Consider the following 16,635-nt stretch of genomic DNA (forward strand, 5'->3'; position numbering starts at 1 on the left):
TGGCAGGCGCCATGGCAACATGGCCCTGCCCTTTTTTTAAGTCGTTTTCCGTTCCCACGCGCCTGTCGCTCTTCCTATGTCCCTCTTTTCATTGCTCGGTGCCGTCGAGATCGGCCTGATCTTCAGCCTGGTGGCGCTGGGCGTCTTCATCTCGTTCAGACTGCTGCGCTTTCCCGACCTCACGGTGGACGGCAGCTTTCCGCTGGGCGGCGCCGTCTGCGCCATCCTGATTTCCACGGGCACCAATCCCTGGCTGGCCACGCTGGCCGGCACGGCCGCTGGCGCCGTCGCGGGCCTGATCACGGGCTGGCTCAATGTGCGCCTGAAGATCATGGACCTGCTGGCCTCCATCCTGATGATGATCGGGCTGTACTCGGTCAACCTGCGCATCATGGGCGGCCCCAACGTGCCGCTGATCAACGAGACCACGCTGTTCACCCTGCTGCAGCCCGACAGCGTGGCCGACTATGTGATGCGCCCGCTGATCCTGTTCGTCATCGTCGTGCTGGCCAAGCTGGGCCTGGACTGGTTCTTCGCCACCGAACGGGGCCTGGCCATCCGCGCCACGGGCTCCAACGCCCGCATGGCACGCTCGCAGGGCGTGAACACCGGCGCCATGATCCTGCTGGGCATGGCGATCTCCAACGGCCTGGTCGGCCTGGCCGGCGCGCTGTTCGTGCAGACCCAGGGCGGCTCGGACATTTCGATGGGCATCGGCACCATCGTCATCGGCCTGGCTGCCGTGATCGTGGGCGAGTCCATCCTGCCTTCGCGCCGCATCGTCTGGGCCACGCTGGCCGTGGTGGTGGGCGCCATCGTGTACCGCTTCTTCATCGCAGCGGCCCTCAACAGCGATTTCATCGGCCTCAAGGCCCAGGATCTGAACCTTGTCACCGCGCTGCTGGTGACCGTCGCCCTGGTGATCCCCCAACTGAAGCGCAAGTTTGCGCAAAGGAAATGACACCCCCTGAGCGGCTATGCCGCTTCCCCCTCTCTACTCGCTGCGCGAGGGAGGGGAACGACGCCATCGCTGCGGGGCGGCCCTTGCTCGGCGTCCCTGAGTTTGGACCGCGTCAGTTCAAGCACCACGCCTTGAGCGACTGAACGAAGAAATACCGGAGATTGCACTCATGCTGAGCGCACAACAACTCGAAATCACCTTCAACCCCGGCACGCCCATCGAAACGCGGGCGCTGCGCGGCATGTCGCTGGACATTCCCGACGGCCAGTTCGTCACCGTCATCGGCTCCAACGGCGCCGGCAAGTCCACCTTCCTGAACGCCGTCTCGGGCGACCTGTCCGTGGACAAGGGCCGCATCGAGATCGCCGGCCAGGACATGACGCGCCTGCCAGTGTGGGCACGTTCCGAGCGCGTGGCCCGCGTCTTCCAGGACCCCATGGCGGGCACCTGCGAGGACCTGACCATCGAGGAAAACATGGCCCTGGCCCAGCGCCGCGGCACCTTCCGCCGCCTGAGCCGCGCCGTCAAGGCCGAGATGCGCGACAACTTCCGCGAACGCCTGTCCATCCTGGGCCTGGGCCTGGAAAACCGCCTGACCGACCGCATCGGCCTGCTGTCGGGCGGCCAGCGCCAGGCCGTGAGCCTGCTGATGGCGGCGCTGCAGCCTTCGCGCATCCTGCTGCTGGACGAGCACACCGCCGCGCTCGACCCGCGCACGGCCGACTTCGTGCTGCAGCTGACGGCGCGCATCGTCTCCGAGGCCAAGCTCACCACCATGATGGTCACCCACAGCATGCGCCAGGCGCTGGACGTGGGCGAGCGCACCGTGATGCTGCACCAGGGCCAGGTCGTGCTCGACGTCAGCGGCGAGGAACGCGCCCGCATGGACGTGCCCGACCTGCTGCAAATGTTCGAGAAAGTGCGCGGCGAAAAGCTGGCAGACGACGCGCTGCTGCTGGGCTGAGCGCTCCGCACTCCAGGAAACAAGGGGCGCTGCGGCGCCCTTTGTTCATGGGATGGCTACGGGCTGGCTAAACCCACACGTCGTTCAACGCCGTCCTCTCGCCGCCTTCCTCCCCGGTGTTCAGCACGCCGCGCGGCTCGATCAGCATGAGGCGGGCTTCCCGCTCGGCGCTGGGCTTGTGCTCCGTGCCTTTGGGGACCACGTAGAGCTCGCCCTGGCGCAGCAGCACATGGCCATCACGGAAGTCGATGCGCAGCTCGCCGTCCAGCACCAGGAAGGCTTCATCCGTTTCGGCATGCGAGTGCCAGATGAACTCGCCCTGCACGCGCACGATCTTGAACTGGTAGTCGTTCATCTCGGCGACGACGCGGGGGCTCCACTGGCCGGTGAAGCGGCTGAATTTGTCAGGGAAGTTGATGGCCTCGTAGGGGCGGTTTTCAACGGGGAACGTCATGGGCAGACCTTATGAAAGCGTGTGAAGCCTCCATGCTAGGAAGCGCCTTCCCTGCGGTCTTGCACGATCGTGCAGCTCAGGCCGCGCCCAGGCGCCTGAGCCAGCGTGCGGGCGGCACGCCATAGGCCATGGCGAACTGGCGTGCCATGTGGCTCTGGTCGAAGAACCCGGCCTGCAGGGCAGCCTCGGCCACGGGCTGCCCCGCCAGCAGTAGGCGCCGCACGGTGTCCAGCCGGCGCATGCTCAGGTAGCGGTAGGGGCTGGTGCCGTAGAGCGCGCGGAAATCCCGGCACAATCGCCAGCGGTCCAGGCCGCTGGCCTGGGACAGCGCCTCCAGGGTTACGCCCTGCTCCAGCGAATCATGGATGCAGGCGCGGGCGCGCTCCACGGCCACCAGGTCCGGCAGACGCCTGAGCTTGCGCCGACCGGCCACGGCCTCCAGGGCCAGCGCCAGGTCGTAGAGGGCATCGTCGCGTGCCAGCGGCTCAAGGTCCTCGCCCAGGCATTGCAGCAAGGGCAGCAGCGCAGCCTTGAGCCGGGGATCAGCCGAAAGTCCTCCCTCGACGAAAGGCAAGGGCCTGCCGCCCAGCATCTGCTGGATCAGGGCCGGCTCCACATAGACCATGCGGTAGCGAAAACCTGCGTCGGTGCCCGCGTGGCCGTCATGCAATTCGTCAGGGTGCAGCACCATGGCGCCACCGGGCAGGCTGTGCCGCTGGCTGCGGCGGTAGGCAAAGCTTTGCACGCCGGACAGCGTCAGGCCCAGCGCGTAGGTGTCGTGCCTGTGGGGCGCATAGCCGTGCCCGCCGAAGTAGGCCTCGATGCGCTCCAGGCCTGCGCCCAGCTGCGAATGCCGGACCCAGTCGCTGGAGATGCTCGTTTCTGCCATGTGGGTTGGTGGTGAGGGGTGTGCAAAGCCGCCGCAGATGGTAACTGCGGGCCAGTGACCTCAAGGCGAGCAGGCAGGCTGCTCCGCGCCCGGCACGGACTGGATTGCCGGTGCGCGGCGCATGGCCGCCGACACCACCCACCCCAGCAGCGCGATCAGCGCGGCACCCCATTCGGCCTGCTGCAGCCCCCGGGCCGTGGCCTCGCGCAGCGCATCGGGCGCCGTGATACCGGCCAGCGGCGCCGTGGCCACCATCACCAGCAGGGCCAGCCCCATCGCTGCGCCCACCTGCTGGGCCGTGGCCGCAATGCCCGAGGCCACGCCCTGCTGCGCAGCCGCCACGCCCTGGCCGGCGACCACCCACATGGCGGTCCAGCTGGCGCCCTGGCCCAGGCTGAGCACCACAAAGCCCGGCACCAGCCAGACATAGCTGCCGCCCAGCGGCAGTGCCCAGGCCATGTACGCCAGGCCGAGGGTGCCTGCGGCCCAGCCGCCCATGAGCACGGTGCGCGGCGTGGAGCGGTGCAGCCAGTGTTCGGCCCAGCGGATGCCCAGCGTGCAGACCGCCGTGGGCAGCAGGAAGGCCAGGCCGGCCTGCAGCGGGCTCCAGCCGTAGATCTGCTGGAAGTACAGCGCCAGAAAGTAGTACTGCACGCCAAAGCTGCTCATGAAGATCATGGTCAGCAGCATGGCCGAGCGCAGGCTGGGCACGCGCAGCAGGGACAGCGGCATCAGCGGCGAGGCGATGCGCGCCTCGATGCGCCAGAACAGGACCAGCGCCGCCATGGCCACGGCCAGCGTCCCCAGCGTGGCGGCGCTGGCAAAACCCCATTCAGGGCCTTGCACCAGGGCCGTCACCAGCAGGCTGCTGCCCACGGTCACGCTCAGGCAACCGGCCAGATCAAAGCCCTGGCCCGGTGCGGCACGCCCGGTACGGGCCGAGGGCGGCAGAAAGCGCAGCGCCGCCATGGCACACGGCCAGGCCACGGGCACCAGCACCCACAGCACCCAGTTCCAGCCCAGCGTCTGCGTGAGCACGCCGCCCAGCAGCGCGCCGGCCGCCAGCCCGCCGGCCGACGCCATGCTCCACACGGCCAGGGCGCGGTTGCGCTCGGGCCCGGCCGCATACAAGGTATTGATCAGCGACAGCGTGGCCGGAAACAGCAACGCCCCTGCCACGCCCTGCCCTGCGCGGCCCAGCACCAGTTGCCAGGGCTGGGAGGCGAAGCCGCCGACCAGCGAGGCCAGGCCGAACAGCGCCATCCCCGCCACATACATGCGCCGCTTGCCCAGCAGGTCCGCACAGCGCCCGCCCAGCAGCAGGCAGCCGCCAAAGGCCACGCTGTAGGCACTGACCACCCATTGCAGGTGGTGCGCATCCATCTGCAGCTGCTGGCCCATGGCGTCGAGCGCGACGAAGACGATGGTGGCATCCAGCGCAATCAGCAACTGGGACAGGGACAGCAGCGCCAGCGCGGCGCGCGGGTGGCGCAGGGCGCCAGCGGGGGAGTCGTTCACAAGCATGGGAGCGATCCTAATTAATGCATTTCTGAAGATAAACATCAGATATTCATTTTTCTTATGCAAAATCGAATCAATCAAACTTGCCATCGCCATGGACCTCAACGCCGTTCAATTGCTCATCAAGGTGGCCGAAAGCCGCAGCTTCACCCAGGCGGCAAGCCTGCTGGGCACCAGCCAGTCCCGCATATCGCGCGCCGTGGCGCAGCTGGAGAAAGACCTGGGCACGCGGCTGCTGCACCGCAATACGCGCAGCGTGTCGCTCACGCCAGACGGCTGCGCGCTGGTGGACCGCTGCGCCCCGCTGATCGCCGGGCTGGAGGAGGCGCGCCAGCTGGTCAGCGACCGGCGCTGCGCGCCCAGCGGCGTGCTGCGCATGACGGCGCCGTCCATGCTGGGCCGCATCGTGCTGGTGCCGCTGCTGGGGCAGTTGCTGCGCGAGCATCCGCAATTGCAGATCGACACCAGCTTCACCGACCGCATGGTGGACATGGTGGAAGAAGGCTTTGACGCGGCCGTGCGCATCGGCCCGCTGGCAGACAGCCGCATGATCGCCCGCGCCCTGCCGCCGCTGCGCTGGGTGACCGTGGCCTCGCCCGCCTACCTGGCGGCGCGCGGCACGCCGCAGACGCTGCAGGAGCTGGCACAGCACAGCTGCATGGCCGTCTACAACCACTACCTGGGCCGGCGCGTGCCCTGGCAGTTCCTGGCGGGCAACGGCGAGATGCTGGACTGGCCGGCGCCGCAGACCGTGACCTTCGACAGCGGCGATCCGCTGGTGGAAGGCTCGCTGGGCGGCCTGGGCGTGGCCCAGGTCATGGAGTTCGCGGTGCGCGAGCACCTGCAGGCGGGCAGGCTGGTGCGGCTGCTGCCCCAGCACGAAGGCCGCGCCCGCGAGCTGTCCCTGGTCTACCCGCGCACGCGCCAGGCTTCGCCGCGCATCAAGGCACTGGCACAACTGCTGCTGGCGCAGACACAGTGGTGAGGCGGCAGCGGCCAGCCGAGCTGGCGTGGCGCCGCACACACAGTGGGTGCTGATTCAGATCGGCTTATGCGGGTGAAGGGAGATTAAACTGCTGCCTTTCCACGATGGCTGCGTTCTCGGACAATCACGCCTTTTCGTGGTGCATGCACCTTGATGGGGCCGCGACAGCGCGGCTCTTTTGTTTTTACCTGTTTTGCATTCCTGCCCCCGCGCCGGCCAGCGGCCACGCGGGATCTGATCCAACCATCGACACATCCATGGCAGCAGACAACTCCAAGAACGCCGCTCCCACCGCACTCAGGCGCGAACTCAAGGCGCGGCATCTGTCCATGATCGCCATCGGCGGCTCCATCGGCACCGGCCTCTTCGTTGCCTCGGGCGCCACCATATCGCAGGCCGGCCCCGGCGGCGCCCTGCTGGCCTACATGATCGTGGGCCTGATGGTCTACTTCCTCATGACCAGCCTCGGCGAAATGGCCGCGAACCTGCCCGTCTCGGGCTCGTTCGCCACCTACGGCGCGCGCTACGTGGACGAAGGCTTCGGCTTCGCGCTGGGCTGGAACTACTGGTACAACTGGGCCGTCACCATTGCCGTGGACCTGGTGGCCGCCCAGCTGGTCATGGCCTACTGGTTCCCCGACGGCAACGGCATGCTGTGGAGCGCCCTGTTCCTGGCCATCATGTTCGGCCTCAACGCCATCTCGGTCAAAGGCTTCGGCGAGGCCGAGTACTGGTTCGCCGCCATCAAGGTGACCACCGTCATCCTCTTCATCGGCGTGGGCGTGCTCATGATCCTGGGCATCGTGCGGGGCGGCGCGCCTGAAGGCATCTGGGGCAACTTTGCCCTGTGGAGCCAGGGCGATGCGCCCTTTGCAGGCGGTTTCTCGGCGCTGATCGGCGTGGCCATGATCGTGGGCTTTTCCTTCCAGGGCACGGAGCTGATCGGCATTGCCGCTGGCGAATCCGAGAACCCCGCCAAGAACGTGCCCCGCGCCGTGCGCCAGGTGTTCTGGCGCATTTTGCTGTTCTACGTCCTGGCCATCCTGGTCATCAGCCTGCTGATCCCCTACACCGATCCGCAACTGCTCAAGAACGACCTGGGCGACATCAGCGTGAGCCCCTTCACCCTGGTCTTCGAGCGCGCGGGCCTGCTGTCGGCCGCCGCCGTGATGAACGCCGTGGTGCTGACCTCGGTGCTGTCGGCCGGCAACTCGGGCATGTACGCCTCCACGCGCATGCTCTATACGCTGGCCTGCCAGCGCATGGCGCCGCGCATGTTCTCGTACGTCAACAAGCGCGGCGTGCCCACGATGGCCCTGCTGGCCACCACGGTCGTGGCTGCGCTGTGCTTTCTGACCAACATCTTCAGCCCCCAGCTGGTCTACATCTGGCTGCTGAATCTGTCGGGCATGACGGGCTTCATCGCCTGGCTGGGCATCGCCATCAGCCACTACCGCTTCCGCAAGGGCTACGAGGCCCAGGGCCTGGACCTGAACCGGCTGCCCTACCGTGCATCGTGGTTCCCGTTCGGCCCCATCTTCGCCTTCGTGCTGTGCATGGTGATCACGCTGGGCCAGAACTACGAGGCCTTCATGGCAGACCGCATCGACTGGACCGGCGTGGTCGCCACCTATATCGGCCTGCCGTTGTTCCTGCTGATCTGGGGCGGCTACCGCCTGGTCAAGGGCACGCACATCGTGAAGTACAAGGACATGCAGCTGGGCTCCAACGTCGACTGACGCCCTCCCAGTCCCCATGAAAACAGCCCGCAGATGCGGGCTGTCGTCTTTCAGGCATCGGCCGACCACACGGCCAGCTCGTAGCTGTCCGGATCGGTGAAGTGGAACCTGCGCCCCCCCGGGAACGCGAACACCGCGCGGCTGATCACGGCACCGGCCGCTTCCACGCGGCGCTGCGCCTCGGCCAGATCGTCGGCGTAGAGGATGACCAGCGGGCCGCCGGGCCGCACCTCCTCGCCCGTGGTGAAGCCGCCCGTCAGCCGGCCGTCGCTGAACTCGGTGTAGCTCGGCCCGTAGTCGGTGAAAGTCCAGCCGAAGGCCTCGCCGTAGAACGCCTTGCTGCGTGCGATGTCGGCCACGTTGAATTCGATGTTGTCGATCTGGTGGTTGTTGCCCCTGATGCCCATGTGATGCTCCATTGAATGTCGGTAGGCCGCCATCATCGGCCACGCAGGGGCATGGCATCTTGAACAAAACGGCCAGCCGGGCCGCTCAATCCAGCAGTTGCTGCAGGGCAGCGCGGGGCGTGATGCCGCACAGCGCCCTCACCTCGCGCGACAGATGCGCCTGGTCCGCATAGCCGGCCTCCGCCGCCAGGGCCGCAAGACCTGCCTGCCGGTCAGACCGTGCCAGGGCCAGCAGGCGCTGAAAGCGCAGCACGCGCTCCAACGTCTTGGGGCCGTAGCCAAACTGCGCGTGGCACAGGCGGCGCAGGCTGCGCTCGGACATGTCCAGCTGCGCGCGCATGGCGGCCAGCACACCGGATTCGTCCCGCCCGGCTGCAGCCGCCACACCGAACAGCTGCATGGCCTGCCGGTCCGGCACTGGTGCGTCGCGGCCCATTTGCAACAGTCCATGGATGAACACGGCCTGCCCTGCGCCCGGCTGCGCATCGTTGATGCGATGCACCCACTCGCGCGCGCGCGGCCCCAGCAGATCGCCCAGTTCCACCGCCTGCCCCACGATCTCGTCCATGGGCAGGCCCAGCCAGGCGCTGGCCGCACCGGGGCCGAAGCGCGCGCCCCATACCTCGGACCCCGGCACGAGCGCGGGCCGCGCAGCCACCCTGTCAGGCCCCACGGCCAGCAGCCGCCCGCCCTTGCAGACGATGTCCACGCAGCCATCGGGCACCACGAGAAAGCCGCCGGCATAGTCCGGGGCCACGGTGCTGCTCCACAGGCACTGGAAGTGCGGCTGCAAGGCGGGCGGCGGGGAGTGTTCGCGGTAGGGAGCGGGCGGCGGCGCCTGGCCAGAGGGCATGGACTTCAGACCCCCAGCGGCAGGTCGGCCTTCTTCAACGTGCGCAGCACAAAGCTGGACTGGCTGTGGCGTATGCCCTTGATCTTGTAGAGCTTCTCGCGCAGGAGGCGCTCGTAGTCGCGCGTGTCCTTGACGACGACGCGCAGCAGGTAGTCGTACTCGCCCGAGACCAGGTGCGCCTCCACCACCTCGGGAATGGTCGCCAGCATCTCGCCGAATTTCTCCAGCGTGTTGTCCGAATGGCTGTCCAGCGTGACCTGCACCAGCACCGTATCGCCCAGGCCCAGCGCCAGCGGGTTCAGGCGCACGGTATAGCCCTCGATCACCCCCGCCTCTTCCAGCTTCTTGATGCGTGCCCAGCAGGGCGAGGCGCTCAGGCCCACGGCCGCGCCGATTTCCTGCAGGCTGGCGCGCGCGTTGGCCTGCAGGGCGGAAAGAATCTTTCTGTCGAGGATGTCCATGGCCGGCAATCTACTGCAAAACAGGCAGGTGCAGAATAATTTTCTGTAGCAACGCCTGTTTTGAAGAAATAAAGCAGCATTTTCTGAGGCCAAACGCGCACACTTGTCTGCATGGGAGCACGCTTACCGGCGCAGCAAAACCATTCACCCAGCCCCGCCGACTACCGCCAGCGCCCGGATGCGTGATCCCCTCAGGAACCCGTTACAGGCCGCCCCGCTTATCCGCAGTGGGGCGGCCTGTTGCATTGGGGCACCCGGCAGGCATCCGCAGACACCCGGCAGCGCTTTCCCGCAACGGCGGCCGGTGCACAATGCCTCCCGCAAACGTGCACGCCCATGCACTGACCCTGACGTCGGGCATGCATGGGCGCTCGCCACATCAACCAATCGGCCCCTTGATCCACACCCAAGACAATCCCACCGAAGGCCGCCGGAGGCACTGGCCAACGGATTCTGCAATGCGATGGCTGGCGCAAGCCCTGGCAGCCGCAGCGCTTCTGGCACTGCTCACCCGCTTGCTGCCCAACCCCCAGGCAGCCCAGGGCATTGCGGTCTTTCCCGGCAGAAGCATGGCGCCGGCCGCCATGCTGCTTTACGCGTACATGGGCTCGGCCCTGGCCATCACGCTGATGAGCCTGATCCTGTGGTGCTGGCTCAGGGAAAGGCTCTACATTCTTTGCGCCGCGCTCCTGGCAGCCGGTTTTGCCTACGCTGCTTTCCGTTACCGGCCCGAAGGCCTGTGGCTGCCCGGCGCCGACCAGCCCCAGCATGCGCTGTCCATCGCCTACTGCAGCTTCTGTGTGGTGGCGACGGTGTTTTTCAGCCAATTGTTCGAGTTCCGTCGCCATTGGATCTGGGCTGCGCACCTCTTCAGCGTGGTGGCCTGGCTGAATGCCATCGCACTGGGCCTGGCACTGTTGGGTGGCTATGCGCAGATCTCGCGTGCCGTGGTGTTCACGGCCCTGGTGTCCACATCGTTCGGCGCCGTCTTCGTGCTGTACCTGCTGGTGGTCCGAAGGCAGTGGCAATACCTGCCGGGCGCGCTGGCGTTTGCCGTGCCATCCGCCCTGGGCATCCTGAACCTGCTGAGAACCCAGGGCCTGCTGCCCGATGTCGCGCTGCCATCGGCCCAGATGCTGTGGTTTGCCGGGCGTGTTTCCGAGGCCATCCTGCTGGGAATGGCGGTGACCAATCGCACGCGGGTGGCGGAGCGCGCCCTGCGCAGTGAGCGGATGCAGGCCCTGTCACGCGCCCAGGCGGCCGAGCGCGAGCTGGAGTCCAAGGTCCTGCAGCGCACCGCACAGCTGCAAACGGCCCAGCAGGCCCTGCAGACGGCCTTGCACAGCGAGCGGGAGATGCGGCTGGAACAGCGCCAGTTCTTCAACATGATCAACCACGAGTTCCGCACCCCGCTCACCATCGTGGACGGCGCCGCGACCGAGCTGCAGACGTTCCCGACGACGGATGCGGACTCCCTCATCGAGCAGGCGTCCCAGATACGCAGGGCTTCGCGCCGGCTGATGACCCTGGTGGACACCTGCCTGATCAGCGACCGGCTGGACGCGGGCGCGTTCCGGCTGCAACTGGAGCAGACGCCATTGGATGAACTCCTGGAGGAGTCTGCAGAGCTCGTCGGCTGGTCCCGGCGGCATCGCCTGAAACTGGATCTGGAACAAGGCCCGCAGCAATGGCAATGCGACCCTGTCCTGGTGCGCATCGCCATCTCCAACCTTGTCGGCAACGCCATCAAATATGCCAAGGCGGGCGACATCACCCTGGCCGCCCGCTGCGATGCGTCCGGTGACCTGCTGATTTCCGTCAGCGACCAGGGACCGGGCCTTGCACCCGAAGCGGCAAGACAGGTTTTCGAGCCCTATGAACGCGCAAGCGCCACCCGGCACGTCAACGGGCATGGCCTGGGCCTGTCCGTGGTCAGGCGCATCGCCAGGCTGCACGCAGGCGACGCGTTCTTCCAGCCGGCTGCCGCAGGCGGGGCCTGCTTTGTCATCCGGCTGGGCCGGCTCCCGCCCGGCACGGCAGATGCCTGCCAGGAATGTCCGCCAGCGGCAAGGCCGGCCGCCGTGCCGCCGGGCATGCCCGCCTGACGCGGGCAAGGCCGGGGCCTTTGCCCCTGAAGCAGGGCGTGCTCGCTGCGCTCATGGCGCCGCCGCTGCACGGGCCGTCCCGCCCTGCACCACCAGCAGCACGCCACCCAGGATCAAGGCCACGCCTGCCAGGCGCGTCGCACTGACCGGCCGTGCGCCCAGGCCCATCAGGCCGAAGTGGTCCACCAGCACCGAGACCACGATCTGCCCCGCCACCACACAGACCAGGAAGCCGCCTGCGCCCAGCTTGGGTGTCACGGCCGCCGCGCTGGCCACATAGATGGCCCCCAGCACACCGCCTATCCATAGCCACCATGGCCCTGCTGCCGCCTGGGCCATGGCCGGAGCGGGCGCGCGCAGCACCCACAGTGCAGGCACCACGACCATGACGCTCACGGCCAGCGAGGCCAGCGCGCCCCACAGCGGGTGGCCCAGCAGGCGGCCCACCAGGGCATTGCTGGCAGCCTGGAATGGCAGCATGGCCCCCGCCAGCAGCGCCAGGGCCACGGGAGCAAGGGCGGTGAATGTGCTTTTACCTGTCATGCGGCAAGACCTTTCTTCTTCTGTCAATCGATGCCTGCATGCTCTCGCATCCAGCACGTTGATGGAAATCATTTGTGTGCACGGTCTATATTCATGGAATGGATGAACTGCGCCGGATCGACCTCAACCTGCTGCTGGCCCTGCACGCCCTGCTGGCCGAAAAACATGTGACGCGCGCGGCCCTGCGGCTGCACAAGAGCCAGCCGGCCATGAGCCATTCGCTGGCGCAGTTGCGCGAGCATCTGGGCGACCCGTTGCTGGTGCGGCGCGGCGGCCGCATGGCGCTGACGGCACGCGCACAAGGCCTGGTGCAACCGCTGGCGGATGCGCTGGGCAGCCTCAACGGCTTGCTGGCACAGGCGGAGTTCGACCCGGCCCACGCACACGGACGGCTGCGGCTGGCGCTGTCGGACTACGCATCGCGCATCGTGCTGCCGCCGCTGATGCGGCATCTGCGCCAGCACGCACCCGGGCTGGACCTGGCCATCAGCCAGTCCACGCGCGAGGTGATGCTGGCCCAGCTGGCCGATGGCGAACTGGACCTGGCCCTGGGCCCCTTCCCCGACGCACCCGACCTGCCCGAGGGCATCGAGGTGCAGGATCTGTTCCAGGAACAGTTCGTGAGCGTGGCCGACCAGGCCGTGCTGCCGGCACGCGGCGGGCTGTCACTGCAGGACTGGCTGCAGCGCCCGCACGTCATGCTGGCCATGCGGCCCGACGCCAGCGAGGAGATCGAACGGGCGCTGGCCGCCCAAGGCCTGAGCCGCCGCGTGGTGCTGGCCCTGCCCCACTGGAGCGCGGCGCTGGAGGTGCTGGCAGGCACCGACCTCGTGCTGACCGTGGGCAGCCGCGCCATCGGTGACCTGCGCCGCCACAAAACGCTGCGCCGCTTCACTCCTCCGCTGGAGCTGCCCGAGTTCGCCTACCAGCAGGCCTGGCATGTGCGCAAGCAGGGGGATGCCATGCATCGGTGGCTGCGCAACTCGATGGCGCAGTGCTGTACTGCGCAGAAGTAAACGCAGGCCGCAGCCTCAGGCTGCCACCACCACCCTCAGCAACTGCTTCTGTATCTTCCCGCTGGCCGTCTTGGGCAGGGCCTCGCGGAAGTGGTAGCGGCGCGGGCGCTTGTAGGCAGCCAGGCGGTCGCCGTGGACCAGGAAGGCGTCCAGCGCCTCGGCCGTGGGTGTGGCGCCCGGCTTGGCAACCACGTGGGCGGCGACGATCTGGCCCCAGCGCTCGTCGGCCTCGCCGATGACGGCGACCTCGAGCACGTCGGCGTGTTCGACCAGTGCGTCTTCCACTTCGCGGGGATAGACGTTCTCGGCACCCGAATTGATCATGTAGTCGATGCGGTCGCGGATCCAGAGATAGCCGTCGTCGTCGATGTGGCCCAGGTCGCCCGTGTGGTACCAGCCGTGCGCCAGGGCGCGGGTGTTGGCGTCGGGGCGGTTGAGGTAGCCGGCCATCATGCAGGGGCCGCGCACGAGGATTTCGCCCACCTCGCCGGGCAGGCAGGCCTCGGCCGGGTCGGTGGGGGCGTTGTCTTCGCGCAGGCGGGCCACGATGAGGTCATGGCCCATGGAGGGCAGTCCGGCCGAGCCCGCGTGCGAGAGTTGCTCGCGCGGCAGCAGGACGGACATGCAGGGGCCCATTTCCGTGGTGCCGTAGACCTGGACCAGGTCGCAGCCGACCTTGCGCGTCCATTCGCGGATCAGGTGCGGCGCCATGGAGGCGCCGCCGTACTCCACCAGCCTCAGCGCGGGCGCCTGCTCAGGCGAGGCAATGGGGTCGGCCAGCAGCATGGTGATCATGGTGGGCGCCGCGAAGAAGAAGCTCACGCGCTCTTCGCGGATCAGGCGCCAGGCCTCGGCCACGTCGAAGCGGCGCAGCAGCACCTGGGTGGCGCCGGCCTGCAGGCGCGGCAGAAAGCTGGTGTGCAGCTCGGCCGTGTGGTTGAGCGGCGCCATGGCCAGGCCCACGTCGTCGCGCGTGAACTGCATGGTCTGGTGCATGAGGGCGTTGTGCGCCAGCTTGCTGCGGTGCGTATGCAGCACGCCCTTGGGCCGGCCCGTGGTGCCGCTGGTGTACATGAGGATGCAGGGGTCGCTCTCGCGCACATGGGCCTGGGGCGGCGCGCTGCTGCGGCCCCTGGCCAGGGCGGACAGGCGCTGCGTGGCCCAGACCGGCAGCGGGTCGGCCGGGGCATCGTCGGCAAAGATCCAGTGCTCGATGCCCGTTCCAGTGCCGCCGCCTTCGGCCTTGAGCAGGGCCTGGGCGCGTGCGGCCACCTCGCCGCCCTCGTGCTCGAAGACCAGGGCGCGCGCTGCGCCGTCCTTGAGGATGAAGGCCAGCTCCTGCGCCGCCAGCCGGTAGTTGATGGGGTTGAAGATGGCGCCCAGGCGCGCGGCCGCCAGCATGGTGAAGACAAAGGCCGGCGTGTTGTAGAGAAAGGCTGCGACCACGTCGCCATGGCCTATGCCCAGCTCGGCCAGGCCATGGGCGTGGCGGTTGACTTCGGCATCGAGCTGGGCGTAGGTCCAGGCGCGGCGCTCGCCGCCCTCCCACGCGACCAGGGCTTCCTTGTTCGGCAGGTAACGTGCCGGCCAGGCCAATGTGTCTCCCAGCGTCTGCTGCATGTGCGCTTCTTCCTTCTCGCTCACGAGATTTCATATATCGATGCACCTCAATGTAGGAGATTTTTTAGACAGTTATGCAATTTGCAAATGCATCCATGCAGGCAAGCGCATGGAGTTGCAGTCGGCCCGCGGAAATCCCGAAGCCGCGCGGACGCTGGCCGCAGCTAGAATGCGCCGGTCAGGAGAGAGTGCCCGCCCGGCCGCAACGGTCGCAGGCAGCGGCACCGCCGAAGGCGCAGGGTTCGCCCCGAACGCTCAGGCAAAAGGACTGGCACCGCCTGCCGCCACGGCCGCAGGCGTTCCTAGCTGGAGAGAGATGCAGGGCACGGCGGTGTGCCCCATCCACCGAAGGAGCAAGCCCCACGCATGGAAGGTGCGGGTGAATCTCTCAGGTAAAGCGGACAGCAGGGCAGCACATCCCGGAGGACCGGGATGGCGTTATGCCTTGTTCCTTGCCTGAAAGAGAGCCCTCCTTGTCCGCTGCCTCCACCACCGATCTGCTCAGGACCCCGCTGTTCGACCTGCACCAGGAACTGGGCGCGCGCATGGTGCCGTTTGCCGGCTACTCCATGCCCGTGCAATACCCGCAGGGGCTGATGGCCGAGCACCTGCACACGCGCGAGGCGGCAGGCCTGTTCGATGTCTCGCACATGGGCCAGATCAGCCTGCGCGGCCCGGATGCCGGCGCGGCGCTGGAATCGCTGCTGCCCATGGACGTGCTGGGCCTGGGCGAACACCGCCAGCGCTACGGCCTGCTGCTCAACGACGCGGGCGGCATTCTGGACGACCTGATGTTCGTGCGCCGCGAGGACGACCTGTTCCTGATCGTCAACGGCGCCTGCAAGCATGAAGACCTGGCGCACATCCAGGCCCGCATCGGCCAGCGCTGCGAAATCGAGCCCCAGTTCGACCGGGGCCTGCTGGCGCTGCAGGGCCCGCAGGCCGCAGCCGCCATGGAGCGCCTGCTGCCCGACACGGCCGGCCTGGTGTTCATGACAGGCGGCCACTTCGACTGGGAGGGGGCCGAGCTGTACATCACGCGCAGCGGCTACACCGGCGAGGACGGCTTCGAGATCTCCTTGCCCGCCAGCCACGCCGAGGCCTTTGCCCGTGCCCTGCTGGCCCAGCCCGAAGTCAGGCCCGTGGGCCTGGGCGCGCGCAATTCGCTGCGCCTGGAAGCCGGCCTGTGCCTGTACGGCAACGATCTGGACACGACCACCACCCCGGCCGAGGCCGCCCTGAACTGGGCCGTGCAGAAGGTCCGCCGCGCAGGTGGCGAGCGCGAAGGCGGCTTTCCCGGCGCGGCCACCGTGCTGGCCCAGCTGCAGTCGCCCGAGCTGCTCACGCGCAAGCGCGTGGGCCTGGTGGCCCTGGAGCGCGTGCCCGTGCGCGAAGGCACGGAGCTGCTGGATGCCGGCGGCCGCAAGGTCGGCCAGGTCACCAGCGGCCTGCTGTCGCCCACGCTGAACCAGCCCGTGGCCCTGGCGTACGTGGAGCCGGGCAGCGCCGCCGTCGGCACCACGCTGCAGGCCATGGTGCGCGGCAAGGCCGTGCCCATGCAGGTGCAGGCCACGCCCTTCGTGGCGCCCCGCTATCACCGCGGTTGAGGACAGCCTGCGCGCTTGGCGTGGATCGAGTTCGGCGGATTCGTTTTTCCTGCCATCGCATGCCGCTACAGTGCGCACTGACCTTTCTCAAACCGCCTTTCACAGGTTTTTTCAGTTTCTATCGGAGCAAGCCATGAGCATCCAGTATTCCAAGGACCACGAGTGGATCAACGCCGCCAACCCTGACGCGGCCATCGTCGGCATCACCCTCCACGCGCAGGATGCGCTGGGCGACGTGGTGTTCGTCGACCTGCCCGCCGTGGGTACCAGCTTCAACCAGGGCGATGTGGCCGGCGTGGTCGAGTCCGTCAAGGCCGCCGCCGATGTCTACATGCCCGTCAGCGGCGAGATCGTCGAAGTCAACGAGGCCCTGCGCGACGACCCCTCCCTGGCCAACAGCGACCCGCTGGGCGAAGGCTGGTTCTTCAAGGTCAAGCTCAGCGACGCAGGCCAGCTGGCCGCGCTGCTCGACGAAGCCGCCTACACGGCCTTTGCCCAGAGCAACTGACG

At 67.8% G+C, this 16,635-nt stretch carries 16 protein-coding genes and 2 riboswitches; of the genes, 8 read left to right on the forward strand and 8 right to left on the reverse strand.

Annotated features, from left to right (window positions below):
* Window positions 1-76: 76 nt before the first annotated feature.
* Both ACF8NF_RS11330 and ACF8NF_RS11335 read left to right on the forward strand, forming a co-directional pair.
* Window positions 77-961 (forward strand): ABC transporter permease, encoded by an 885-nt coding sequence (locus ACF8NF_RS11330; RefSeq protein ID WP_016446315.1) that lies wholly within the window; start codon window positions 77-79, stop codon window positions 959-961.
* A gap of 169 nt (window positions 962-1,130) precedes the next feature.
* Window positions 1,131-1,925, forward strand: a complete 795-nt coding sequence (locus ACF8NF_RS11335) for an ABC transporter ATP-binding protein (RefSeq protein ID WP_016446316.1) — start codon at window positions 1,131-1,133, stop codon at window positions 1,923-1,925.
* Between the two features lie 67 nt (window positions 1,926-1,992).
* Here ACF8NF_RS11335 and ACF8NF_RS11340 read toward each other — a convergent pair whose 3' ends face one another.
* The 3 genes from ACF8NF_RS11340 to ACF8NF_RS11350 all read right to left on the reverse strand — a co-directional run bounded on the left by ACF8NF_RS11340 (window position 1,993) and on the right by ACF8NF_RS11350 (window position 4,792).
* Window positions 1,993-2,379: a cupin domain-containing protein gene (locus tag ACF8NF_RS11340; RefSeq protein ID WP_160852402.1), complete on the reverse strand. Its 387-nt coding sequence runs from the start codon at window positions 2,377-2,379 to the stop codon at window positions 1,993-1,995.
* 76 nt (window positions 2,380-2,455) lie between these two features.
* Complete coding sequence (locus ACF8NF_RS11345; protein WP_392450609.1) at window positions 2,456-3,268, reverse strand: AraC family transcriptional regulator; 813 nt, start codon at window positions 3,266-3,268, stop codon at window positions 2,456-2,458.
* 60 nt (window positions 3,269-3,328) lie between these two features.
* A complete protein-coding gene (locus tag ACF8NF_RS11350; RefSeq protein WP_343740122.1) occupies window positions 3,329-4,792 on the reverse strand; it encodes an MFS transporter in 1,464 nt (487 codons plus the stop codon).
* Window positions 4,793-4,883: 91 nt separating this feature from the next.
* Here ACF8NF_RS11350 and ACF8NF_RS11355 point away from each other — a divergent pair, with 91 nt between their 5' ends.
* Together ACF8NF_RS11355 and ACF8NF_RS11360 are read left to right on the forward strand one after the other, a co-directional pair.
* Complete coding sequence (locus ACF8NF_RS11355; RefSeq protein WP_016446320.1) at window positions 4,884-5,774, forward strand: LysR family transcriptional regulator; 891 nt, start codon at window positions 4,884-4,886, stop codon at window positions 5,772-5,774.
* A gap of 257 nt (window positions 5,775-6,031) precedes the next feature.
* The gene (locus ACF8NF_RS11360; RefSeq protein ID WP_047216913.1) at window positions 6,032-7,513 is read left to right on the forward strand and encodes an amino acid permease; all 1,482 of its coding nucleotides are present in this window, start codon (window positions 6,032-6,034) and stop codon (window positions 7,511-7,513) included.
* A 50-nt stretch (window positions 7,514-7,563) separates the two neighbouring features.
* Here ACF8NF_RS11360 and ACF8NF_RS11365 read toward each other — a convergent pair whose 3' ends face one another.
* The 3 genes from ACF8NF_RS11365 to ACF8NF_RS11375 form a co-directional block, all read right to left on the reverse strand.
* Window positions 7,564-7,920 carry a VOC family protein gene (locus ACF8NF_RS11365; protein WP_392450610.1) on the reverse strand — a complete coding sequence of 119 codons (357 nt, stop codon included), beginning with the start codon at window positions 7,918-7,920 and terminating at the stop codon, window positions 7,564-7,566.
* 85 nt (window positions 7,921-8,005) lie between these two features.
* Complete coding sequence (locus ACF8NF_RS11370; RefSeq protein ID WP_313282483.1) at window positions 8,006-8,773, reverse strand: helix-turn-helix domain-containing protein; 768 nt, start codon at window positions 8,771-8,773, stop codon at window positions 8,006-8,008.
* A gap of 5 nt (window positions 8,774-8,778) precedes the next feature.
* Window positions 8,779-9,234: an Lrp/AsnC family transcriptional regulator gene (locus ACF8NF_RS11375; protein WP_012206124.1), complete on the reverse strand. Its 456-nt coding sequence runs from the start codon at window positions 9,232-9,234 to the stop codon at window positions 8,779-8,781.
* A 584-nt stretch (window positions 9,235-9,818) separates the two neighbouring features.
* Between ACF8NF_RS11375 and ACF8NF_RS11380 the strand changes: the two genes are divergently transcribed.
* A complete protein-coding gene (locus ACF8NF_RS11380) occupies window positions 9,819-11,339 on the forward strand; it encodes an ATP-binding protein (protein WP_392450611.1) in 1,521 nt (506 codons plus the stop codon).
* A gap of 51 nt (window positions 11,340-11,390) precedes the next feature.
* Here ACF8NF_RS11380 and ACF8NF_RS11385 read toward each other — a convergent pair whose 3' ends face one another.
* Window positions 11,391-11,882, reverse strand: a complete 492-nt coding sequence (locus tag ACF8NF_RS11385; protein ID WP_343740120.1) for a DMT family transporter — start codon at window positions 11,880-11,882, stop codon at window positions 11,391-11,393.
* A 98-nt stretch (window positions 11,883-11,980) separates the two neighbouring features.
* Here ACF8NF_RS11385 and ACF8NF_RS11390 point away from each other — a divergent pair, with 98 nt between their 5' ends.
* Window positions 11,981-12,898 (forward strand): LysR family transcriptional regulator, encoded by a 918-nt coding sequence (locus ACF8NF_RS11390; protein ID WP_343740119.1) that lies wholly within the window; start codon window positions 11,981-11,983, stop codon window positions 12,896-12,898.
* A gap of 15 nt (window positions 12,899-12,913) precedes the next feature.
* On the opposite strand, the gene ACF8NF_RS11395 is transcribed toward ACF8NF_RS11390, so the two are convergent.
* Complete coding sequence (locus ACF8NF_RS11395) at window positions 12,914-14,518, reverse strand: fatty acid--CoA ligase (protein WP_343740118.1); 1,605 nt, start codon at window positions 14,516-14,518, stop codon at window positions 12,914-12,916.
* A gap of 169 nt (window positions 14,519-14,687) precedes the next feature.
* A riboswitch (glycine riboswitch) is annotated at window positions 14,688-14,799 on the forward strand.
* A gap of 15 nt (window positions 14,800-14,814) precedes the next feature.
* A riboswitch (glycine riboswitch) is annotated at window positions 14,815-14,933 on the forward strand.
* 25 nt (window positions 14,934-14,958) lie between these two features.
* Here ACF8NF_RS11395 and gcvT point away from each other — a divergent pair.
* Together gcvT and gcvH are read left to right on the forward strand one after the other, a co-directional pair.
* Window positions 14,959-16,125 (forward strand): glycine cleavage system aminomethyltransferase GcvT, encoded by a 1,167-nt coding sequence (gene gcvT / locus ACF8NF_RS11400; RefSeq protein WP_209801978.1) that lies wholly within the window; start codon window positions 14,959-14,961, stop codon window positions 16,123-16,125.
* 133 nt (window positions 16,126-16,258) lie between these two features.
* Complete coding sequence (gcvH, locus tag ACF8NF_RS11405; protein ID WP_012206130.1) at window positions 16,259-16,633, forward strand: glycine cleavage system protein GcvH; 375 nt, start codon at window positions 16,259-16,261, stop codon at window positions 16,631-16,633.
* Window positions 16,634-16,635: the final 2 nt, after the last annotated feature.

Origin of the sequence: Delftia sp. WSY_22 (genome assembly GCF_043104185.1) — a bacterium.
GTDB classification, from domain to species: Bacteria; Pseudomonadota; Gammaproteobacteria; order Burkholderiales; family Burkholderiaceae_C; genus Comamonas; species Comamonas tsuruhatensis.